The sequence below is a fragment of the Lentzea sp. NPDC058436 genome, from assembly GCF_042721515.1.
GTDB lineage: Bacteria > Actinomycetota > Actinomycetes > Mycobacteriales > Pseudonocardiaceae > Lentzea.
Genome location: NZ_JBHXLF010000012.1, coordinates 1 through 15,859 on the forward strand (window position 1 = coordinate 1; position 15,859 = coordinate 15,859).

Below are 15,859 nucleotides of genomic sequence, written 5' to 3' on the forward strand. Positions count from 1 at the left end.
TGTGTTATTTCTCTTGTGGTTTAATTTCTTCCTAACTGGGGGGCCGTCCCACACCCCTGCTCACGTGCAGCAAGAGCTATGGCGCGACTCGTGACGGGACCCCACCGCCGGTTCCTCTTGTCAAGGACGGCTCGCCTGCGGCATCGCGGGAGAGCGGACGGCTCGCCTGCGGCATCGCACCGATCACACGGCTCGCCTGCGGCATCGCGGAAGCGCAAGGGCCTCCCGTGTCCGGCTTGCCGGACTGCGGGAGGCCCCTGTGTGTGGCTGGGTCAGGCGTTGCCGTCGAACAGGCTCGTCACGGAGCCGTCCTCGAACACTTCCTGGATCACGCGCGCCAGGAGCGGTGCGATCGAGAGGACGGTCATCTTCGGGAAGCGCTTCTCGGCCGGGATCGGGAGCGTGTCGGTGAACACGACCTCGCGCGCGCCCGAGTCCTGCAGGCGCTGGGTTGCCGGGCCCGAGAGGATGCCGTGCGTGGCTGCGATCACCACGTCGGAGGCGCCCTCGTTCAGGAGCTGCTTCACGGCGCCTGCGATGGTGCCGCCGGTGTCGACCATGTCGTCGATCACGATGCAGAGGCGGCCCTCCACCTTGCCGACGACCCTGTTCGAGACGACCTCGTTCGGGCGGAGCGGGTCGCGGGTCTTGTGGATGAACGCGATCGGGGCGCCGCCGAGGGTGTCCGCCCACTTCTCGGCCAGCTTGGTGCGGCCCGAGTCTGGGGAGACGACGGTGATCTCGTGGCCCGCGTACTTGCCGCGGATGTGGTCCGCGAGGAGCGGCATGGCCCACAGGTGGTCCACCGGGCCGTCGAAGAAGCCCTGGATCTGCGCGGTGTGCAGGTCCACGGAGACCAGGCGGTCGGCGCCTGCCGTTTTGAACAGGTCCGCTACGAGGCGGGCGGAGATCGGTTCGCGGCCTCGGTGCTTCTTGTCCTGACGGCTGTACGGGTAGAACGGCATGATCACGGTGATGCGCTTGGCGCTGGCGCGCTTCAGGGCGTCGACCATGATCAGCTGTTCCATCAGCCACTGGTTGATGGGCGCGGTGTGCGACTGGATGACGAAGGCGTCGCAGCCGCGGACCGACTCCTCGAAGCGGACGAAGATCTCGCCGTTCGCGAAGTCGTAGGCCGACTGCGGGGTCACCGTGACGTTGAGGTGCTTCGAGACCTCTTCCGTCAGTTCCGGGTAGGCACGCCCGCCGAAGAGCATCAGGTTCTTCTTCGGTGTGCCGGGCATCTGCGGGTTCACGGTCAGCGACCCTCCTCTGTCTTCTCGTCGGCATTCTGCTTCGCCAGGGCCTCGGCCGCTGCCTGGGCGGCGGCCGTGCCCTCACGACGGCTGAGGACCCAGCCTTCGAGGTTGCGCTGGGGGCCTCCGGACACGGCCAGCGCGCCCGGCGGGACGTTGCGGCGCAGGACGGTGCCCGCGCCGGTGTACGCGCCGTCGCCCACGGTCACCGGTGCTACGAACATGTTGTCCGAGCCGGTGCGGCAGTGGGATCCGACGATCGTGCGGTGCTTGTTCACCCCGTCGTAGTTGACGGTCACGGATGCCGCACCGATGTTGCTGTGATCGCCGATCGTGGCGTCGCCGATGTACGACAGATGGGGGATCTTCGAGCCCTCGCCGATCGTCGAGTTCTTCGTCTCGACGAACGTGCCGATCTTGCCCTTCACGCCGAGCGACGTGCCGGGGCGGAGGTAGGCGAACGGGCCGACGGACGCGCCGTCGCCGATCACCGAGTCGCTGCCGTGGGTCCGCACGACGGTGGCCTTGGAGCCGACCGTCACGCCGGAGAGCGTCGTGTCCGGGCCGACGACCGCGCCGGAGCCGATCACGGTGCCCGCGCGGAGCTGCACGTTCGGTTCGATCAGGGCGTCCTGGCCGACCTGCACGTCCGCGTCCACCCACACCGAGGCCGGGTCGACGACGGTCACGCCGCCGCGCATCAGGCCCTCGACGATGCGGCGGTTCATCTCGGCGCCGACGGCCGCTAGCTGCACGCGGTCGTTGATGCCCTCGACCAGCCAGCGGTCGGACGCGATCAGGGCGCCGACGCGCAGGCCGTCGCCGCGGGCGATGCCCAGGACGTCGGTCAGGTAGAGCTCGCCCTGCGCGTTGTCGGTGGACAACCGCGAGAGCCCGTCGCGCAGCACCGCCGCGTCGAACGCGTACACGCCCGAGTTGATCTCGGTGATCAGCTGTTCGGTCGCGGAGGCGTCCTTCTGCTCCACGATCCGCAGCACGGAGCCGTCGGAGTCGCGGACGATCCGGCCGTACCCGGTGGGGGTGTCCACCACGGCCGTGAGGACGGTGACCGCGTTGCCGGCGGAGCGGTGCTCGGCGAGCAGCGCGGTGAACGTCTGGGTGTCGAGCAGCGGCACGTCGCCGTAGCTCACGATGACCGTGCCGCCCAGGTCGCCCGGCAGCTCGGCCAGGCCGCAGCCGACCGCGTGCCCGGTGCCCTTCTGCTCGGCCTGCACCGCGACGGTGACCTTGCGGCCCAGCGCCCCGGCGAGAGTGTCCAGATGCTCAGTGACTGCTTCACGGCCGTGTCCGACGACGACGGCCAGGTGGTCGGGGTCTGTGCCGGCCGCCGCGCGCACCGCGTGTTCGACGAGTGAGCGTCCGGCGATCCGATGCAGCACCTTGGGCGTGGACGACCGCATGCGGGTGCCTTCCCCGGCGGCGAGCACGACCGTGCTGACAGGGCCCTCGAGCATCAATGCTCTCCCTAACAGGCTGGGTGGTTCGAAGTCCGCGGACCAGCCTAAGCCTCCGCGGACGGCTCCCCGGCCACGGCCGCAACCTGGCAGCCACCTTGACGCTTCGCCACGTACATCGCCGAGTCCGCCCTTGACAGGGCCTGGTTGGCGGATTCGCGGGGGCGCAGGGAGATGACGCCGACCGACAGCGTGACCCCTCTGGAGAGGTCGATTGGCAAGCCCGCCACGGCATCCACGGCCCGGCCCAGTGCCGCTTCCGCGGCGTGCAGAGGGGCTCCCGGCAGCAGCACGACGAACTCGTCGCCGCCGTAGCGGGCCACCATGTCGTCACCCCGCAGGGCCTGCCGGAGTGTGCTGGCAATCACCCGAAGAACATCATCACCCTCGGCATGTGAATGCCGGTCGTTCACGCCCTTGAAGCCGTCGAGGTCGACGAGCGCGATCGAGAACGGGTCGACCTGTCCCGCGATGAGCTCGGCCATCTTGTCGTCGAGCGCGCGGCGGTTCGGCAGCCCGGTCAACGGGTCCTGCAACGCCTGCTGCGCGATGGCGCCGTGGGCGCGCGTCAGCCGTTCGTGCTCGCGGCGGGTCTGCAACGTGTTCTTGCGACCCTCCCGCATCTGCCAGAGCTCCTGCTCCAGCCTCGCGTTGTAGGCCTGCAGCGCCGACGTCGTGTGGGGTCCGCAGAGGTGCGCGTACTCGCGCTCCAGGGACAGCACCAGCGACGGTTCCGACGTGTCGTGCTCCATCTGCGTGCGCGTGTCGTCGAGGACCTTCAGCGCGTCGTCCAGCCTGTTCGCCTCGACCAGGCACCGGGCCAGCGCGATCGCGACGATGATCAGCTCCCGCGCGTACATCGACAGGCCGCGCAACGACCACAGCCGGTCGAGGTGGCTCTCGTTCGGGCTCGTCAACGCGTGCGCGGCGCCGAGGATCGGCACCTGCTCGGCGGCGTCCCTGTCGCGCCTGCCGGGGTGCAGCGACTGCCGGAACGGCACCTCGGCGGCCTCGGCGAGGCCGGACGCCATCCGGAACTGCTCGCTCGCCTCGTCGTCCAGGTTCACCCGTTCGAGCCGCAGGCCCCAGCCGATCCGCAGCCGGGCGCGGTTGACCAGGTGCACGTAGATCTGGTGGGGCTGGCCGCTCTCGCGCAACGCGTTGTTCGCGCCCGCCAGCACGTCGTCCGCCATCTCGTAGACGCCGAGCTGGGTGAGGACCAGCGCGATGTCCTGCAACGTCGTGGCGAGCAGCTGGTCCCAGGTCCGCTTGTCGAAGACCGGGTCGACGTCGGGTTCCTCGTCGAGCATCATCGCGAGCGCCGACGCGATCTCCGTCAGCGCCTTGTCCTCGGCGTTGCCCAGCAGGAACCGGCGTCCGCGCAACGCCCGCGCGTCCGCCTCCAGCACGATCAGGCCGTGGCGGCGGCAGTGGGCGAGCATCTCGTCGAGCTGCGGGTCGGACATGTCGACGAGCCCCGGCGTGACCAGGCGGACCACGGCCGCGGCTCTGAGCAGCTGCGCGACGATGCGGGGCTCTCCACGACCCTGCGCCTCGGCGAGGATGTGGTCGATCTCGGAGGCCGCGTCCAACTGCGCGGCGAGGTGGCTGCTCTGGGCCACGGCGACAAGTTCGCTCGCGCGACCCACCAGCCACGCATCGGACATCTCGTGGTGGCGGTGGCCCACGTTCCCGTGCTCGTCGACCGTTTCCTCGGGCAGCTTCCACCTCCCAGGACCGCGACCCTGTGCCCTCAAGGCCCCTGCTCCGCCACCAGGATTCGAACCTGGACCATCTGAACCAAAATCAGAGGTGCTGCCTTTACACCATGGCGGAACGGGCGGACTCGCGCCCGCCTCAGCGCACATGGTGTCACGAGTGGTCCTCTTCTTGTCCAACCACCACTCGCTCGGCTCAGTTCAAGATCACGGCTTGGCACCGATTGACCTGGTCAGGAAGTCGCCGAGCGCGCCACGATACGTGTCGGTCGCCACATTCCACCCCGAGGTGTGGTCGGCGCCCGGGATCTCGACGTACTGCAACGGCCACCCCAGGCCGTTAGCCGCGGCCGCGAGATCGCGGGACGACTGGGCCGGCACCGTGCCGTCCGCCGAGCCGTGGACGACCAGCGTCGGCGGCTTGAGCGCGGGCGGGTTGGCCACCAGGTCGAACCGGTCGAAGTCGATGTCCGCGCGCCAGCCGGACACGACCTCGGCGACCGGTGTGAGCCACGTCGGCACGCCCCGGTTCTGCGCCTGGAGGTTCAGCGTCTGCGTCCAGTTCGTGACGGGGGAGTCGAGCACCACGGCGCTCACGGCGGACGCGGAGCTGGACCGGGCCAGCGTCTGGCCGATGATCGCGCCGCCCATCGACCAGCCGTAGAGCACGACCTTCTTCGCGCCCTGGCCCTGCGCGTAGTGGATGGCGGCCTCGACGTCGTGCCACTCGGTGTCGCCGAGGTGGTAGAGGCCGTCGGGCGACTTCGGCACGCCGGGGTCGTTGCGGTAGGTGATCAGCAGGACGGGCAGCCCGGCGCCGTGCAACTGCGGAACCACGCGCAGCGCCTCTTCGCGGGACGCGCCACGGCCGTGCACGGTGATGACCCACGTGTCCTGGTTCGACGCCGGGACGAGCCACGCGGGCATGTCACCGAGTTCGCCGGGGATCGCGACGTCGCTGTAGACGAGGCCGAGCGTCGTCTTCGGGTTGCCGTCGTAGAGGTCGGTCTCGATGCGCACCTTCGTGCCCTCGGGCGGTGCGGTGCCATCGAGCAGAGGACGTTCCACGCGGCCGGCCTCGTTCGAGGAGACGTCACCGACCTTCGCGGCGCCACCGGGCCAGACGACGCCGAACGTGCCGCGCAGCGTCGTCAGCTTCGACTCGGCGAGGACGAGGTTCTTGCCCGCCAGGCCGAGCGCGGTCTCCGGGTAGCGCTGCGGCAACGCCTCCGCGGGCTTGAGCAGCTCGTTGCTGTAGTACCAGCCGACACCGCCCAGGGCCGCTGTGACCAGCACGAGCAGGACGAGCAACGAGGTCGCGGTGATCCGGATGATCTTGCGTCTGGCCATTCGTCGATGATGCCCGGTCGAGGTCTCGATTCCAGCCGACACAGCGCGGTGACCCGGAAATCCGCCCACGAGTTTCCAGGTGGGGTATGGCGCGGCCAGGCGAACCTAACCTACGCTTCCGTAAGTTACGGTTCCGTAGGTTCGCTGACCCCTCACCCCACCAGAGGTTCGCGCATGACCACGACGATGGACCAGTCCACCGACAAGGGCCCCAAACCGCTGTTCGACGGACGACGCAACCACGCCGAACAGCTCGGCGTGTACGTGTTCGTCATCGTTCCCCTGATAGCCCTGCTGGCCGCCGTGCCCTTCGCCTGGGGCTGGGGCCTCGGCTGGGTGGACGTGGCCCTCTTCGTCGCCTTCTACTACCTGTCCGGCCTCGGCGTGACGATCGGCTACCACCGCCACTTCACGCACGGCTCGTTCAAGGCCAAGCGCCCGTTGAAGATCGCGCTGGCGATCGCGGGCTCGATGGCGTTGCAGGGACCCGTGATCGACTGGGTCGCCGACCACCGCCGCCACCACGCGTTCTCCGACCGCGAGGGCGACCCGCACTCGCCGTGGCTGTTCGGCAGCGGTCCCGTGGCGCTGGCCAAGGGCTTCTGGCACGCGCACATGGGCTGGCTGTTCGACCGCGACAAGACCAACCACAAGCGGTTCGCGCCCGACCTGCTGGCGGACAAGGACATCGTGTGGGTGGACAAGCACTTCGTGCTGTGGACGACGATCTCGCTGGCCGCGCCCGGCGTCCTCGGCGGCCTGGTCACGTGGTCCGTGTGGGGTGGCCTGACCGCGTTCTTCTGGGCCGGCCTGGTCCGCGTCGCGTTCCTGCACCACCTCACGTGGTCGGTGAACTCGATCTGCCACATGGTCGGCGACCGCCCGTTCGCCGCCCGCGACCGCTCCGCCAACGTCTGGGCGCTCGCGATCCTGAGCTTCGGCGAGTCGTGGCACAACCTGCACCACGCCGACCCGACCTCCGCGCGCCACGGCGTGAAGCGCGGCCAGCTCGACATCTCGGCACGGCTGATCTGGGTGTGCGAGAAGCTCGGCTGGGCGACGAACGTCCGCTGGCCGAGTGAACAGCGGCTGGCCAGGATCACCGCGAAGAAGTGACCTTTGTAGGCTGACTCGGTGGCCAGGGTCAGGATGACGGGCAAGGAGCGGCGGGAACAGCTCCTGGACGTCTCCCGCGCCCTGTTCGCCGAGAAGGGCTTCGACGCGACCTCGGTCGAGGAGATCGCCGCTCGCGCCAGCGTGTCGAAGCCCGTCGTCTACGAGCACTTCGGCGGCAAGGAAGGCGTCTACGCCGTCGTGGTCGACCGCGAGATGCAGCGCCTGATGGACCAGATCGTCGACGCGCTGGACGGCGGCGACCACCCGCGTGAGCTGCTCGAACGGGCCGCCTGCGCGTTGCTCGACTACATCGAGGGCTCGACGGACGGGTTCCGCATCCTGGTGCGCGACTCGCCCGTCGCCTCGTCCTCCGGCACGTTCTCCTCGCTGCTCAACGACATCGCGTCGCAGGTCGAGCACATCCTCGCGCTGCACTTCGCGAAGCAGGGCTACGACCGCAAGCTCGCCGCGCTGTACGCGCAGGCGCTGGTCGGGATGGTCGCGCTGACCGGTCAGTGGTGGCTGGAGGCGCGCAAGCCGAAGAAGGACGAGGTCGCCGCCCACCTCGTGAACCTGGCGTGGAACGGGCTGTCGGCGCTGGAGCACAAGCCGAAGCTGCGCAGCCGGTCCTGAGCTCTTGGTGCATCTGCACGTATGAAGAGCCCTTTGTTAGTGCACAAGGCTGAAGTCGTGGCGGACGGTGAAACGGCGCGTGCACGCTGGAGCGATGACTCCGGGTGGAACGGCTTGACGTCCGGGCTGTCCGTCGAGGGGTCGGACGGCCCGGACGGGATCACGCGTTCCCGCTCAGCCTGAGCAGCTTGTCGTCGCTGCCGTTCGACGACGTGATGTAGAGCGACCCGTCCGGCCCGGTGCGCGCGGCGCGGAGTCGTCCGTACTTGTCGTTCAGCTCGTCCGGGATGCTGACGTTCTGCACCTTGCCGTCCGCGTCGAGCGTGAACAGCAGCAGCTTCGTGCCCTTCAACGCGGTGATCGCGAGCTTGCCGTTCCAGAACGCCGCCTGGCAGATCGCCTCGGTCGGCGAGCCTGAAGACCACACCGCCGGCACCGCGTCCGGGAACCGCTCCAGGTCGGTCATGGGCACGCTCTCGTCGTACCTGCTCTGCGTGCCGCCCTGCGACGGGTCCCAGCCGTAGTTGGCGCCCTTCTTCACGAGGTTGACCTCGTCGTCGACGGACGGGCCGTGCTCGCTGGAGAAGATCTGGTCGCTGTCCGGCCGGAACACCACGCCCTGCACGTTGCGGTGGCCGTAGCTGTAGACGCGGCGCTCGTTGGCGTTGCCGGAGCTCGCGAACGGGTTGTCCTTCGCGCCCTCGCCGGTCTCGGCGTCGATCCGCAGCACCTTGCCGCCGAGGCTGGTGCGGTCCTGCGGGTTGCGGGCCTGCGCGATGTCGCCGGTCGCGACGAACATCGTGCCGTCCGGCGCCAGCGTCGGCCGGCACCCGGAGTGGCGGCCGCTGGAGTTCGACGGCATGCCGGTGAGCAGGTCCTTCACCTTCGTGGCCTTCGTGCCGTCGAGGCGGAACGTCACCAGCCGCACGTCGTTGCTCGTGTTGTAGCAAACGGTGAAGCGCTGCCCGTCCGGGTGGATCACGAGGCCCATCAGGCCGCCCTCGCCGCGCGCCTGCACGTCGTCCAGGTTGATGTCGAGGGGCGTGACCTGGCCGTTCCTGACGATCTTCATCGTGCCGGGGCGTTCGGTGACGAGCATGGCTCCGTCGGGCAGGAACCCGATGTCCCACGCGTGCTGGAGACCGCCCGCGACCTCCTCGACCTTCAGCCCCGTCGGCGCGGGAGCCTTCGACGGCGCGTTGCCGCCCGGTTCCGGCGACGAGCAGGCCGCGACGACCAGCACCAACCCTGCAGCAACGAGTGCGCGCATGTCCCAACTATGCGTTTTGTGCCGTGGTGGTTCCGTAAGGCCGCTCCACGGGCAGCAACGCGCGCGCTCCGTCCAGATCACGCTCACGCACCTTCTCGTGCACCTGGCGGGCCAGCGCGGTCACGTCCGTGATGCCGATCGTCCACTCGTGCACGTACTTCTCCACGGCTTCGCGGGTCAGGCCGATCTGGATGGACCTGTGCGGCAACGCCTCGTGGTTCAGGCCGCGTTCCGGGTCCCACTGCACGCGCACGGACGGCTTGCCGCTGACGTTGCTCTCGACCGCGTTGGAGACCGCCCAGTCGAAGCCCGCACGGGTGATGCGCACGGCCAGCACGCGTTCCTGACCCTCCTTGAGCGCGTACCCGCAGCGGTACATCATCCAGAGGAACGACGGCTTGATCCACGTCATCCGGTCCATCTTGAACGGCGGCACGAACCGTTGCGCAGCCACGGCCGGATCGGCGATCGCCGGTGAATAGGCCTGGTAGACCACGATGGACTGATCGTCGTGGTCAGCCCGTATTTCCCTTTGCTCCACAGCGACGGGATGTTAGACACCCCCGGTGCAGAACACCCTGGGGTTTTCCGACCTGCTCCGCCTGATCGACGAACGCTCTGCCGCGTTCCGGGCCGCCATCGCCGCAGCCCCGAGCCTCGACGTGAAGGTCCCGACCTGCCCCGAGTGGACGCTCGCCGACCTCGCTCAGCACATCGGCGACGGCCGCCGCGTCTGGGCGGCCACCGTCGCCGCGGGCCCCGCGACCGCGAGGGCCGCCGGCAGGAACGTTCCGATGCCCGAACAGCGCGACGAACTGCTGGCCTGGCTTGAGGACGCGACCACCGAACTCCTGCAAGCCCTCGAAGCAGCGGGCCCCGACCAGGGGTGCTGGGCCTGGTGGACCGGCTCGCCGCACACCGCCGGCGCCGTCGCACGCCACCAGCTCCAGCAGCTCGCGGTCCACACCTACGACGCCCAGATCACCATCGGCGCCGAGCAACCGCTGCCGGAGGAGATCGCGCTCGACGGCGTCGACGAGTTCCTGCGGACCTGCGTCACGACGACGTCCCCCTGGCCGCACGAGCCCGCGACCATGGCCTACCACGCGGCGGAAGGCCGGAGCTGGTGGATGAGGTTCGACGAGAGCGGCGCGCACGTCGTGCCCCAGGTCGCGCCGACCGCCGACTGCACCGCCACCGCCAGTGACCTGGTCCTCTTCATGTACGGCCGCTACGAGCTGAGCGAGATGAAGACCAGTGGCGACCGGCGCGTGTTCGAACGGCTCATCGCGTGGGAGCCCGCCTGAGCCGCGCCAGTGCCGCGGCAGCCGGCCTTTGCCCCGTGTTCGGCGTTCAGACGGCCGCATCGGGGTGCCGGCCCCGCGTCCCTGTACTGGTAGTACCGGGGCGCGGGGCCGGTGCCGCGAGGTGGCCCGCTGAGCGTCGAAGACGCGGCGAAGGTCGGCTGCCGCGGCACTGAACCACCCGATGAGGGGTCGCGGAACGAGCTAAGGTGAGTGGTGAGACCCCTCGTCCCAGGCAGGGGTCTGTCCGGCGTCCGCGACCCGTTCGCCGCTCCGCACTCGACCGGGGTTTCTCACATGCCGCTGCTCGGCCTGCTCGATGGTGTCCTGCCCGACAAAGCCCTCCGCACGTTGATCGACTCCGCCGGTGTCCCCGAGCTGGAGCTGGACGGTCCGCTGGCCGCCCGCCCGCTCGTGACCGCCGCGCTGTCGACGGTCAGGCCCGTCCTGGCCGTCACCGCCACGGGCAGGGAGGCCGAGGAGCTCACGAACGTCCTGCGCGACCTGATCGGCGCCGACAAGGTCGCGTTCTTCCCCAGCTGGGAGACGCTGCCGCACGAGCGCCTGTCACCGCGTGCGGACACGGTCGGCGCCCGCCTGCAGGTGCTGCGACGGCTCAGGCACCCCGAGGGCAACCCGATCAAGGTGCTGGTCACGACCGTCCGCAGCCTCATCCAGCCGATGGCGCCGGGCCTGGGCGACCTCAAGCCCGTGCACCTCGTGGTCGGCGAGGAGCAGGACTTCGTCGAACTGGTCACGCGCCTGGCGGAGAACGCGTACAGCCGCGTCGACATGGTCGAGAAGCGCGGCGAGTACGCGACCCGCGGCGGCATCCTCGACATCTTCCCGCCCACGGCCGAGCACCCGTACCGCGTCGAGTTCTGGGGCGACGAGGTCAGCGAGATCCGGCCGTTCTCCGTGCAGGACCAGCGGTCGCTGCCCGAGGAGGTCCAGGAGTTCGTCGCGCCGCCGTGCCGCGAGCTGCTGCTGACCGAGGACGTGAAGCAGCGCGCGGCCGGGCTCGCGGAGGAGCACCGGTCCGACGCGCACCTCGCGGAGATGCTGGAGAAGATCTCGGGCGGCATCGCGGTCGAGGGCATGGAGGCGCTCATCCCGGCGCTGTGCCCCGGTGAGCTGCAGCTGCTCACCGACGTCGTCGAACCCGGCACGCACGTCCTGCTCAACGACCCCGAGAAGATCCGGGCCCGCGCGGCCGACCTGGTGCGCACCGGGCAGGAGTTCCTCGAAGCGTCCTGGATGGCGGCCGCCGCCGGTGGCAAGGCCCCGATCGACCTCGGCCGCAGCGCCTACCAGGGCATCGGCGAGGTCTCGGAGCAGGCGAAGGCGAACGACCGTCCGTGGTGGACGCTCAGCCAGCTCACCACGGACTCCAAGGACGTGGTGCACCTCGACGTCAAGCCGGTCGAGGCCTACTCCGGCGACGTCGAGCGCGCGTTCGCCGACCTGAAGGCGCACACGGCGACGGGTGGCGCGGCGGTGCTCGTCGTGCCCGGCGCCGGTACCGCGCACCGGGCCGAGGAACGGCTCAAGGAAGCCGAAGTGGCCGCGGTCTGCGTCGAATCCCTCGACGTGGCACCGAAAGCCGGCATGGTCACGGTCGTGCGCGGCGCGCTCGAAGACGGCTTCGTGCTGCCGGACCTCGCACTGGTGGTGCTCACCGAGACCGACCTGACCGGCGGCCGCGGCGGCACGTCCACCAAGGACATGCGCAAGATGCCGTCCAAGCGGCGCAACGCGGTCGACCCGCTGGCGCTCAAGGCCGGCGACTTCGTGGTGCACGAGCAGCACGGCATCGGCAAGTACGTGGAGATGGTCCAGCGCACGGTCGCCGGCGCCACCCGCGAGTACCTGGTGCTGGAGTACGCGTCGTCCAAGCGCGGCCAGCCCGGCGACCGGTTGTTCGTGCCGACCGACCAGCTCGACGAGGTCAGCCGGTACGTCGGCGGTGAGCTGCCGACGCTGAACAAGCTCGGCGGCAGCGACTGGAAGAACACGAAGTCCAAGGCGCGCAAGGCGGTCAAGCAGATCGCGGCCGAGCTGGTGCAGCTCTACGCGGCCCGGCAGAGCGCCCCCGGTCACGCGTTCGCGAGCGACACGCCCTGGCAGCGCGAGCTGGAGGACGCGTTCGCGTTCACCGAGACGCAGGACCAGATGGCCGCGATCGACGAGGTCAAGGCCGACATGGAGCGCGGCGTCCCGATGGACCGCGTCATCTGCGGTGACGTCGGCTACGGCAAGACGGAGATCGCGGTCCGCGCGGCGTTCAAGGCGGTGCAGGACGGCAAGCAGGTCGCCGTGCTGGTGCCGACGACGCTGCTGGCCCAGCAGCACCTCAACACGTTCGCCGAGCGCATGCGCCAGTTCCCCGTGAACGTCAAGGGGCTCAGCCGCTTCACGGACTCGATCGAGTCCGCGCAGACCGTCGCCGGTCTCGCGGACGGCGAGGTCGACATCGTGATCGGCACGCACCGGCTGTTGCAGAAGTCCGTGCGGTACAAGGACCTCGGCCTCGTGATCGTCGACGAGGAGCAGCGCTTCGGTGTGGAGCACAAGGAGCACATCAAGGCGCTGCGCACCCACGTCGACGTGCTGACGATGTCCGCGACGCCGATCCCGCGCACGCTGGAGATGTCGCTCGCCGGCATCCGCGAGATGTCCACGATCCTGACCCCGCCGGAGGAACGGCACCCGATCCTCACCTACGTCGGCGCGTACGACGACAAGCAGGTCGGCGCCGCGATCCGCCGCGAGCTGCTGCGCGACGGCCAGGTCTTCTTCGTGCACAACAGGGTCTCGTCGATCGAGAAGGCCGCGCGCCGGATCCGCGACCTGGTCCCGGAGGCACGGGTCGTCACCGCGCACGGCCAGATGAACGAGGACAGGCTCGAAAAGATCATCCAGGGCTTCTGGGAACGCGAGTTCGACGTGCTGGTGTGCACCACGATCGTCGAGACCGGTCTCGACATCTCCAACGCCAACACGCTGATCGTCGAACGCGGCGACCTGCTCGGCCTCGCCCAGCTGCACCAGCTGCGCGGCCGCGTCGGCCGTGGCCGCGAACGCGGGTACGCGTACTTCCTGTACCCGACCGAGACGCCGCTGACGGAGACCGCGCACGACCGGCTCGCGACGATCGCGCAGAACACCGAGCTCGGCGCCGGCATGGCCGTCGCCATGAAGGACCTGGAGATCCGCGGCGCCGGCAACATCCTCGGAGCCGAGCAGTCCGGTCACATCGCGGGCGTCGGCTTCGACCTCTACGTGCGGCTGGTCGGCGAGGCCGTCGAGGCGTTCCGCAAGCACGCGGGAGCCGACGGCGGCGTCGAGGAGGAAGAGCTCGCCGAGGTCCGGGTGGACCTCCCGGTCGACGCGCACATCCCCCACGAGTACGTGCCGGGCGAGAGGCTGCGGCTGGAGGCGTACCGCAAGATCGCGGCCGCGTCCGACGAGGCCGCGCTCAAGTCCGTCTGGGACGAGCTCAAGGACCGCTACGGCACCCCGCCGGAGCCCGTCGAGCGGCTGCTCGGCGTCGCCCGCCTGCGGCACGCCTGCCGCCGCCACGGGGTCACCGAGGTGATCGCGATGGGCCAGAACCTGCGGTTCGCGAAGCTGGAGCTGCGCGACTCGCAGCTGGTCAGGCTGCGGCGGCTGTTCCCGAAGGCCCTCTACAAGCAGGCGATGGGCACGGTCACCGTGCCCAGGCCCACGGAGGGGGCGGCGGGCGGCCGAATGGGTGCACCGCAGCTGCGCGACCAGGAGCTGCTGGACTGGTGCGGTGCGTTCCTCGACTCACTCGCGGGGACTCCCGTGACCCCGGTCACCAAGGCGTGAGAGGGTAGGTCCTCGTGAGCACTGTTCTGAAGCGTTTCTCGCTGGTCGGTGTGGCTGTGGCGTTGCTGGCCACCGGGTGCGCGGCTGGTCCCGCGAAGGCCGGGTCGGCCGCGATCGTCGGAGATCGGACGATCAACCTGGAGACCGTCCAGGACCGCACCGTGAAGGTGCTCAAGAAGGAGCCCGCCGCCCAGCAGATGCAGGACCAGGGCAAGCTCGACCAGGTCTCGAAGCTGGTGGTGGCCGACGAGATCTCCCACCTGATCGCCGCTCGGGCCGCGGAGCTGGAGAACATCACGGTCGACGAGACCAAGGTGTACGACGCGATCCAGGAGAAGGGCGGTCCCGAGGCGGCCGCCAAGCAGAGCGAGCAGGACGAGACCACGATCTACCGCCGTCAGCGCGACGTGCTGGTGATGGGTGAGCTCGCCCGCCGCAACCTCTCCACGCTCGAGGTCGTCATCGACTTCTTCCAGGTCCAGGACCCGAAGGAGGCGAAGGAGAAGGCGGCGGAGGTCGTCGCGGACTCCTCGAAGATGTCGCGGTTCGTGCAGGAGGCCCCGCGCACCTCCAGCGGCCAGCAGGCGTCGGCGACGAACCAGCGGGTCCGCGTCACCGAGAACCCGTCGCTGGTGCACACGATGCTGTGGGGCGTGAAGCCCGGCACCGTCGTCGCCTTCCCGGCCGACGAGCAGCAGTCCAGCTGGATGGTCGCGCTCGTCAAGGAGCGCAACAAGGTCTCGGCGAAGCCCGGTGAGGAAGACCTGATCGAGCGCATCGACCCGCAGCTGCTCGCCGCGTTCGGCCTGCGGATCGCGCAGTTCCACACCGCCGACCTGAACATCGAGGTCAACCCCCGCTACGGCGTGTGGGACCCGACCAACGCGCAGGTCGTCGGCAACGCCGGCGAGCGCGCCGGTTTCGTCGGCGTGGCAGCGACCAAGAACAAGTCTTGATCACCGTCGTAGTCCTGAGCGAGCGGCTCGGAGCCGTGCTGCCCGCTGCCGCTCTGCCCGCGTTGCGCACGGCCGAGGCCGTCTACGCGGGCGAGGGCGTGCCCCCGGAGTTCTGGTCCTCGCTCGGGGTCGACGGGCCCGCGCCCGCCGACGTCCCCGACGGCTCGGTGGTGATCACCACCTCGGCCGGCGAGTACCCGGACGCCCACGTGATCACGACGCCGGAGCCGCTGGGCGCCGCGCTGCTCGACGCGGCCGCGGTGATGGACAGGCTGCGGTCGCCGGGCGGGTGCCCGTGGGACGCCGAGCAGACTCACGACTCGTTGCGCCAGTACCTCGTCGAGGAGACCTTCGAGCTGCTGGAAGCCATCGAGGACGGCGACCGCGCGGCGATGCGCGAGGAGCTCGGCGACGTGCTCCTGCAGGTGCTCTTCCACGCCCGCGTCGCCGCCGAGGACGCCGACGACCCGTTCGACATCAACGCCGTGGCGTCCGAACTGGTCGCGAAGCTCGTCGGACGGCACCCGCACGTCTTCGAGGGCAACGACCCCGCCGTGCACGACGCGACCTCGCAGCAGCACCGCTGGGAGGAGCTCAAGCAGGCCGAGAAGCAGCGCGAGTCCAGTGTGGACGGTGTCGCGCTCGGTCAGCCGGCCGTGGCGCTGGCCGCGAAGCTGGTGCAGCGAACCAAACGCGCGGGCTTCCCCGTCGACCTGCTCCCCGAGGGCGACGACACGGGCACGACGTTGTTCGCCGTGACCGCTTTGTCCAAGCTCGCGGGCGAGGACCCGGAGACCGAGCTGCGCCAGGTCTCCCGCCGTTTCGCCGCGAACGTCCGCGAGGCGGAGGCCAAGGCACGGGCCGAAGGTCTTGATTCTCTTGCAGCTGAAGACTGGCGGCGCTTTTTGCCCTCCTGAAACGGCAGGCGT

General features: G+C 69.7%; 12 protein-coding genes and 1 tRNA gene. 6 read left to right on the forward strand and 7 right to left on the reverse strand.

The features are described from left to right. Positions 1-272: 272 nt before the first annotated feature. From ACFWN2_RS31735 to ACFWN2_RS31755, 5 genes are all read right to left on the reverse strand, one after another. Entirely contained in the window at positions 273-1,244 is a 972-nt protein-coding gene (locus ACFWN2_RS31735) for a ribose-phosphate diphosphokinase (RefSeq protein WP_382434048.1), read from the reverse strand. Between the two features lie 14 nt (positions 1,245-1,258). Continuing rightward, entirely contained in the window at positions 1,259-2,731 is a 1,473-nt protein-coding gene (gene glmU / locus ACFWN2_RS31740; RefSeq protein ID WP_382433714.1) for a bifunctional UDP-N-acetylglucosamine diphosphorylase/glucosamine-1-phosphate N-acetyltransferase GlmU, read from the reverse strand. Positions 2,732-2,778: 47 nt separating this feature from the next. Next, positions 2,779-4,488: a GGDEF domain-containing protein gene (locus tag ACFWN2_RS31745; RefSeq protein ID WP_382433716.1), complete on the reverse strand. Its 1,710-nt coding sequence runs from the start codon at positions 4,486-4,488 to the stop codon at positions 2,779-2,781. A gap of 8 nt (positions 4,489-4,496) precedes the next feature. Continuing rightward, positions 4,497-4,567, reverse strand: a tRNA-Gln gene (locus ACFWN2_RS31750). A gap of 89 nt (positions 4,568-4,656) precedes the next feature. After that, positions 4,657-5,799 (reverse strand): alpha/beta hydrolase family protein, encoded by a 1,143-nt coding sequence (locus ACFWN2_RS31755; RefSeq protein WP_382433717.1) that lies wholly within the window; start codon positions 5,797-5,799, stop codon positions 4,657-4,659. 174 nt (positions 5,800-5,973) lie between these two features. Between ACFWN2_RS31755 and ACFWN2_RS31760 the strand changes: the two genes are divergently transcribed. Both ACFWN2_RS31760 and ACFWN2_RS31765 read left to right on the forward strand, forming a co-directional pair. Continuing rightward, positions 5,974-6,915: an acyl-CoA desaturase gene (locus ACFWN2_RS31760; protein ID WP_382433718.1), complete on the forward strand. Its 942-nt coding sequence runs from the start codon at positions 5,974-5,976 to the stop codon at positions 6,913-6,915. A 33-nt stretch (positions 6,916-6,948) separates the two neighbouring features. Further along, the gene (locus tag ACFWN2_RS31765) at positions 6,949-7,548 is read left to right on the forward strand and encodes a TetR family transcriptional regulator (protein ID WP_382434050.1); all 600 of its coding nucleotides are present in this window, start codon (positions 6,949-6,951) and stop codon (positions 7,546-7,548) included. A gap of 160 nt (positions 7,549-7,708) precedes the next feature. Here the strand turns inward: ACFWN2_RS31765 and ACFWN2_RS31770 are convergent, their stop codons facing one another. Beyond that, a complete protein-coding gene (locus ACFWN2_RS31770) occupies positions 7,709-8,818 on the reverse strand; it encodes a PQQ-dependent sugar dehydrogenase (RefSeq protein ID WP_382433719.1) in 1,110 nt (369 codons plus the stop codon). Positions 8,819-8,825: 7 nt separating this feature from the next. Further along, positions 8,826-9,314: a DUF4291 domain-containing protein gene (locus ACFWN2_RS31775; protein WP_382433720.1), complete on the reverse strand. Its 489-nt coding sequence runs from the start codon at positions 9,312-9,314 to the stop codon at positions 8,826-8,828. A 70-nt stretch (positions 9,315-9,384) separates the two neighbouring features. Between ACFWN2_RS31775 and ACFWN2_RS31780 the strand changes: the two genes are divergently transcribed. From ACFWN2_RS31780 to ACFWN2_RS31795, 4 genes are all read left to right on the forward strand, one after another. Then, the gene (locus ACFWN2_RS31780; RefSeq protein ID WP_382433721.1) at positions 9,385-10,125 is read left to right on the forward strand and encodes a maleylpyruvate isomerase family mycothiol-dependent enzyme; all 741 of its coding nucleotides are present in this window, start codon (positions 9,385-9,387) and stop codon (positions 10,123-10,125) included. Positions 10,126-10,419: 294 nt separating this feature from the next. Further along, entirely contained in the window at positions 10,420-13,974 is a 3,555-nt protein-coding gene (gene mfd, locus ACFWN2_RS31785) for a transcription-repair coupling factor (protein WP_382434052.1), read from the forward strand. Between the two features lie 14 nt (positions 13,975-13,988). Beyond that, positions 13,989-14,930, forward strand: a complete 942-nt coding sequence (locus tag ACFWN2_RS31790; protein ID WP_382433723.1) for a hypothetical protein — start codon at positions 13,989-13,991, stop codon at positions 14,928-14,930. Then, positions 14,927-15,847 (forward strand): MazG family protein, encoded by a 921-nt coding sequence (locus ACFWN2_RS31795; protein WP_382433725.1) that lies wholly within the window; start codon positions 14,927-14,929, stop codon positions 15,845-15,847. Before ACFWN2_RS31790 ends, ACFWN2_RS31795 begins: the two co-directional genes overlap by 4 nt. The last annotated feature ends 12 nt before the right edge of the window (positions 15,848-15,859 follow it).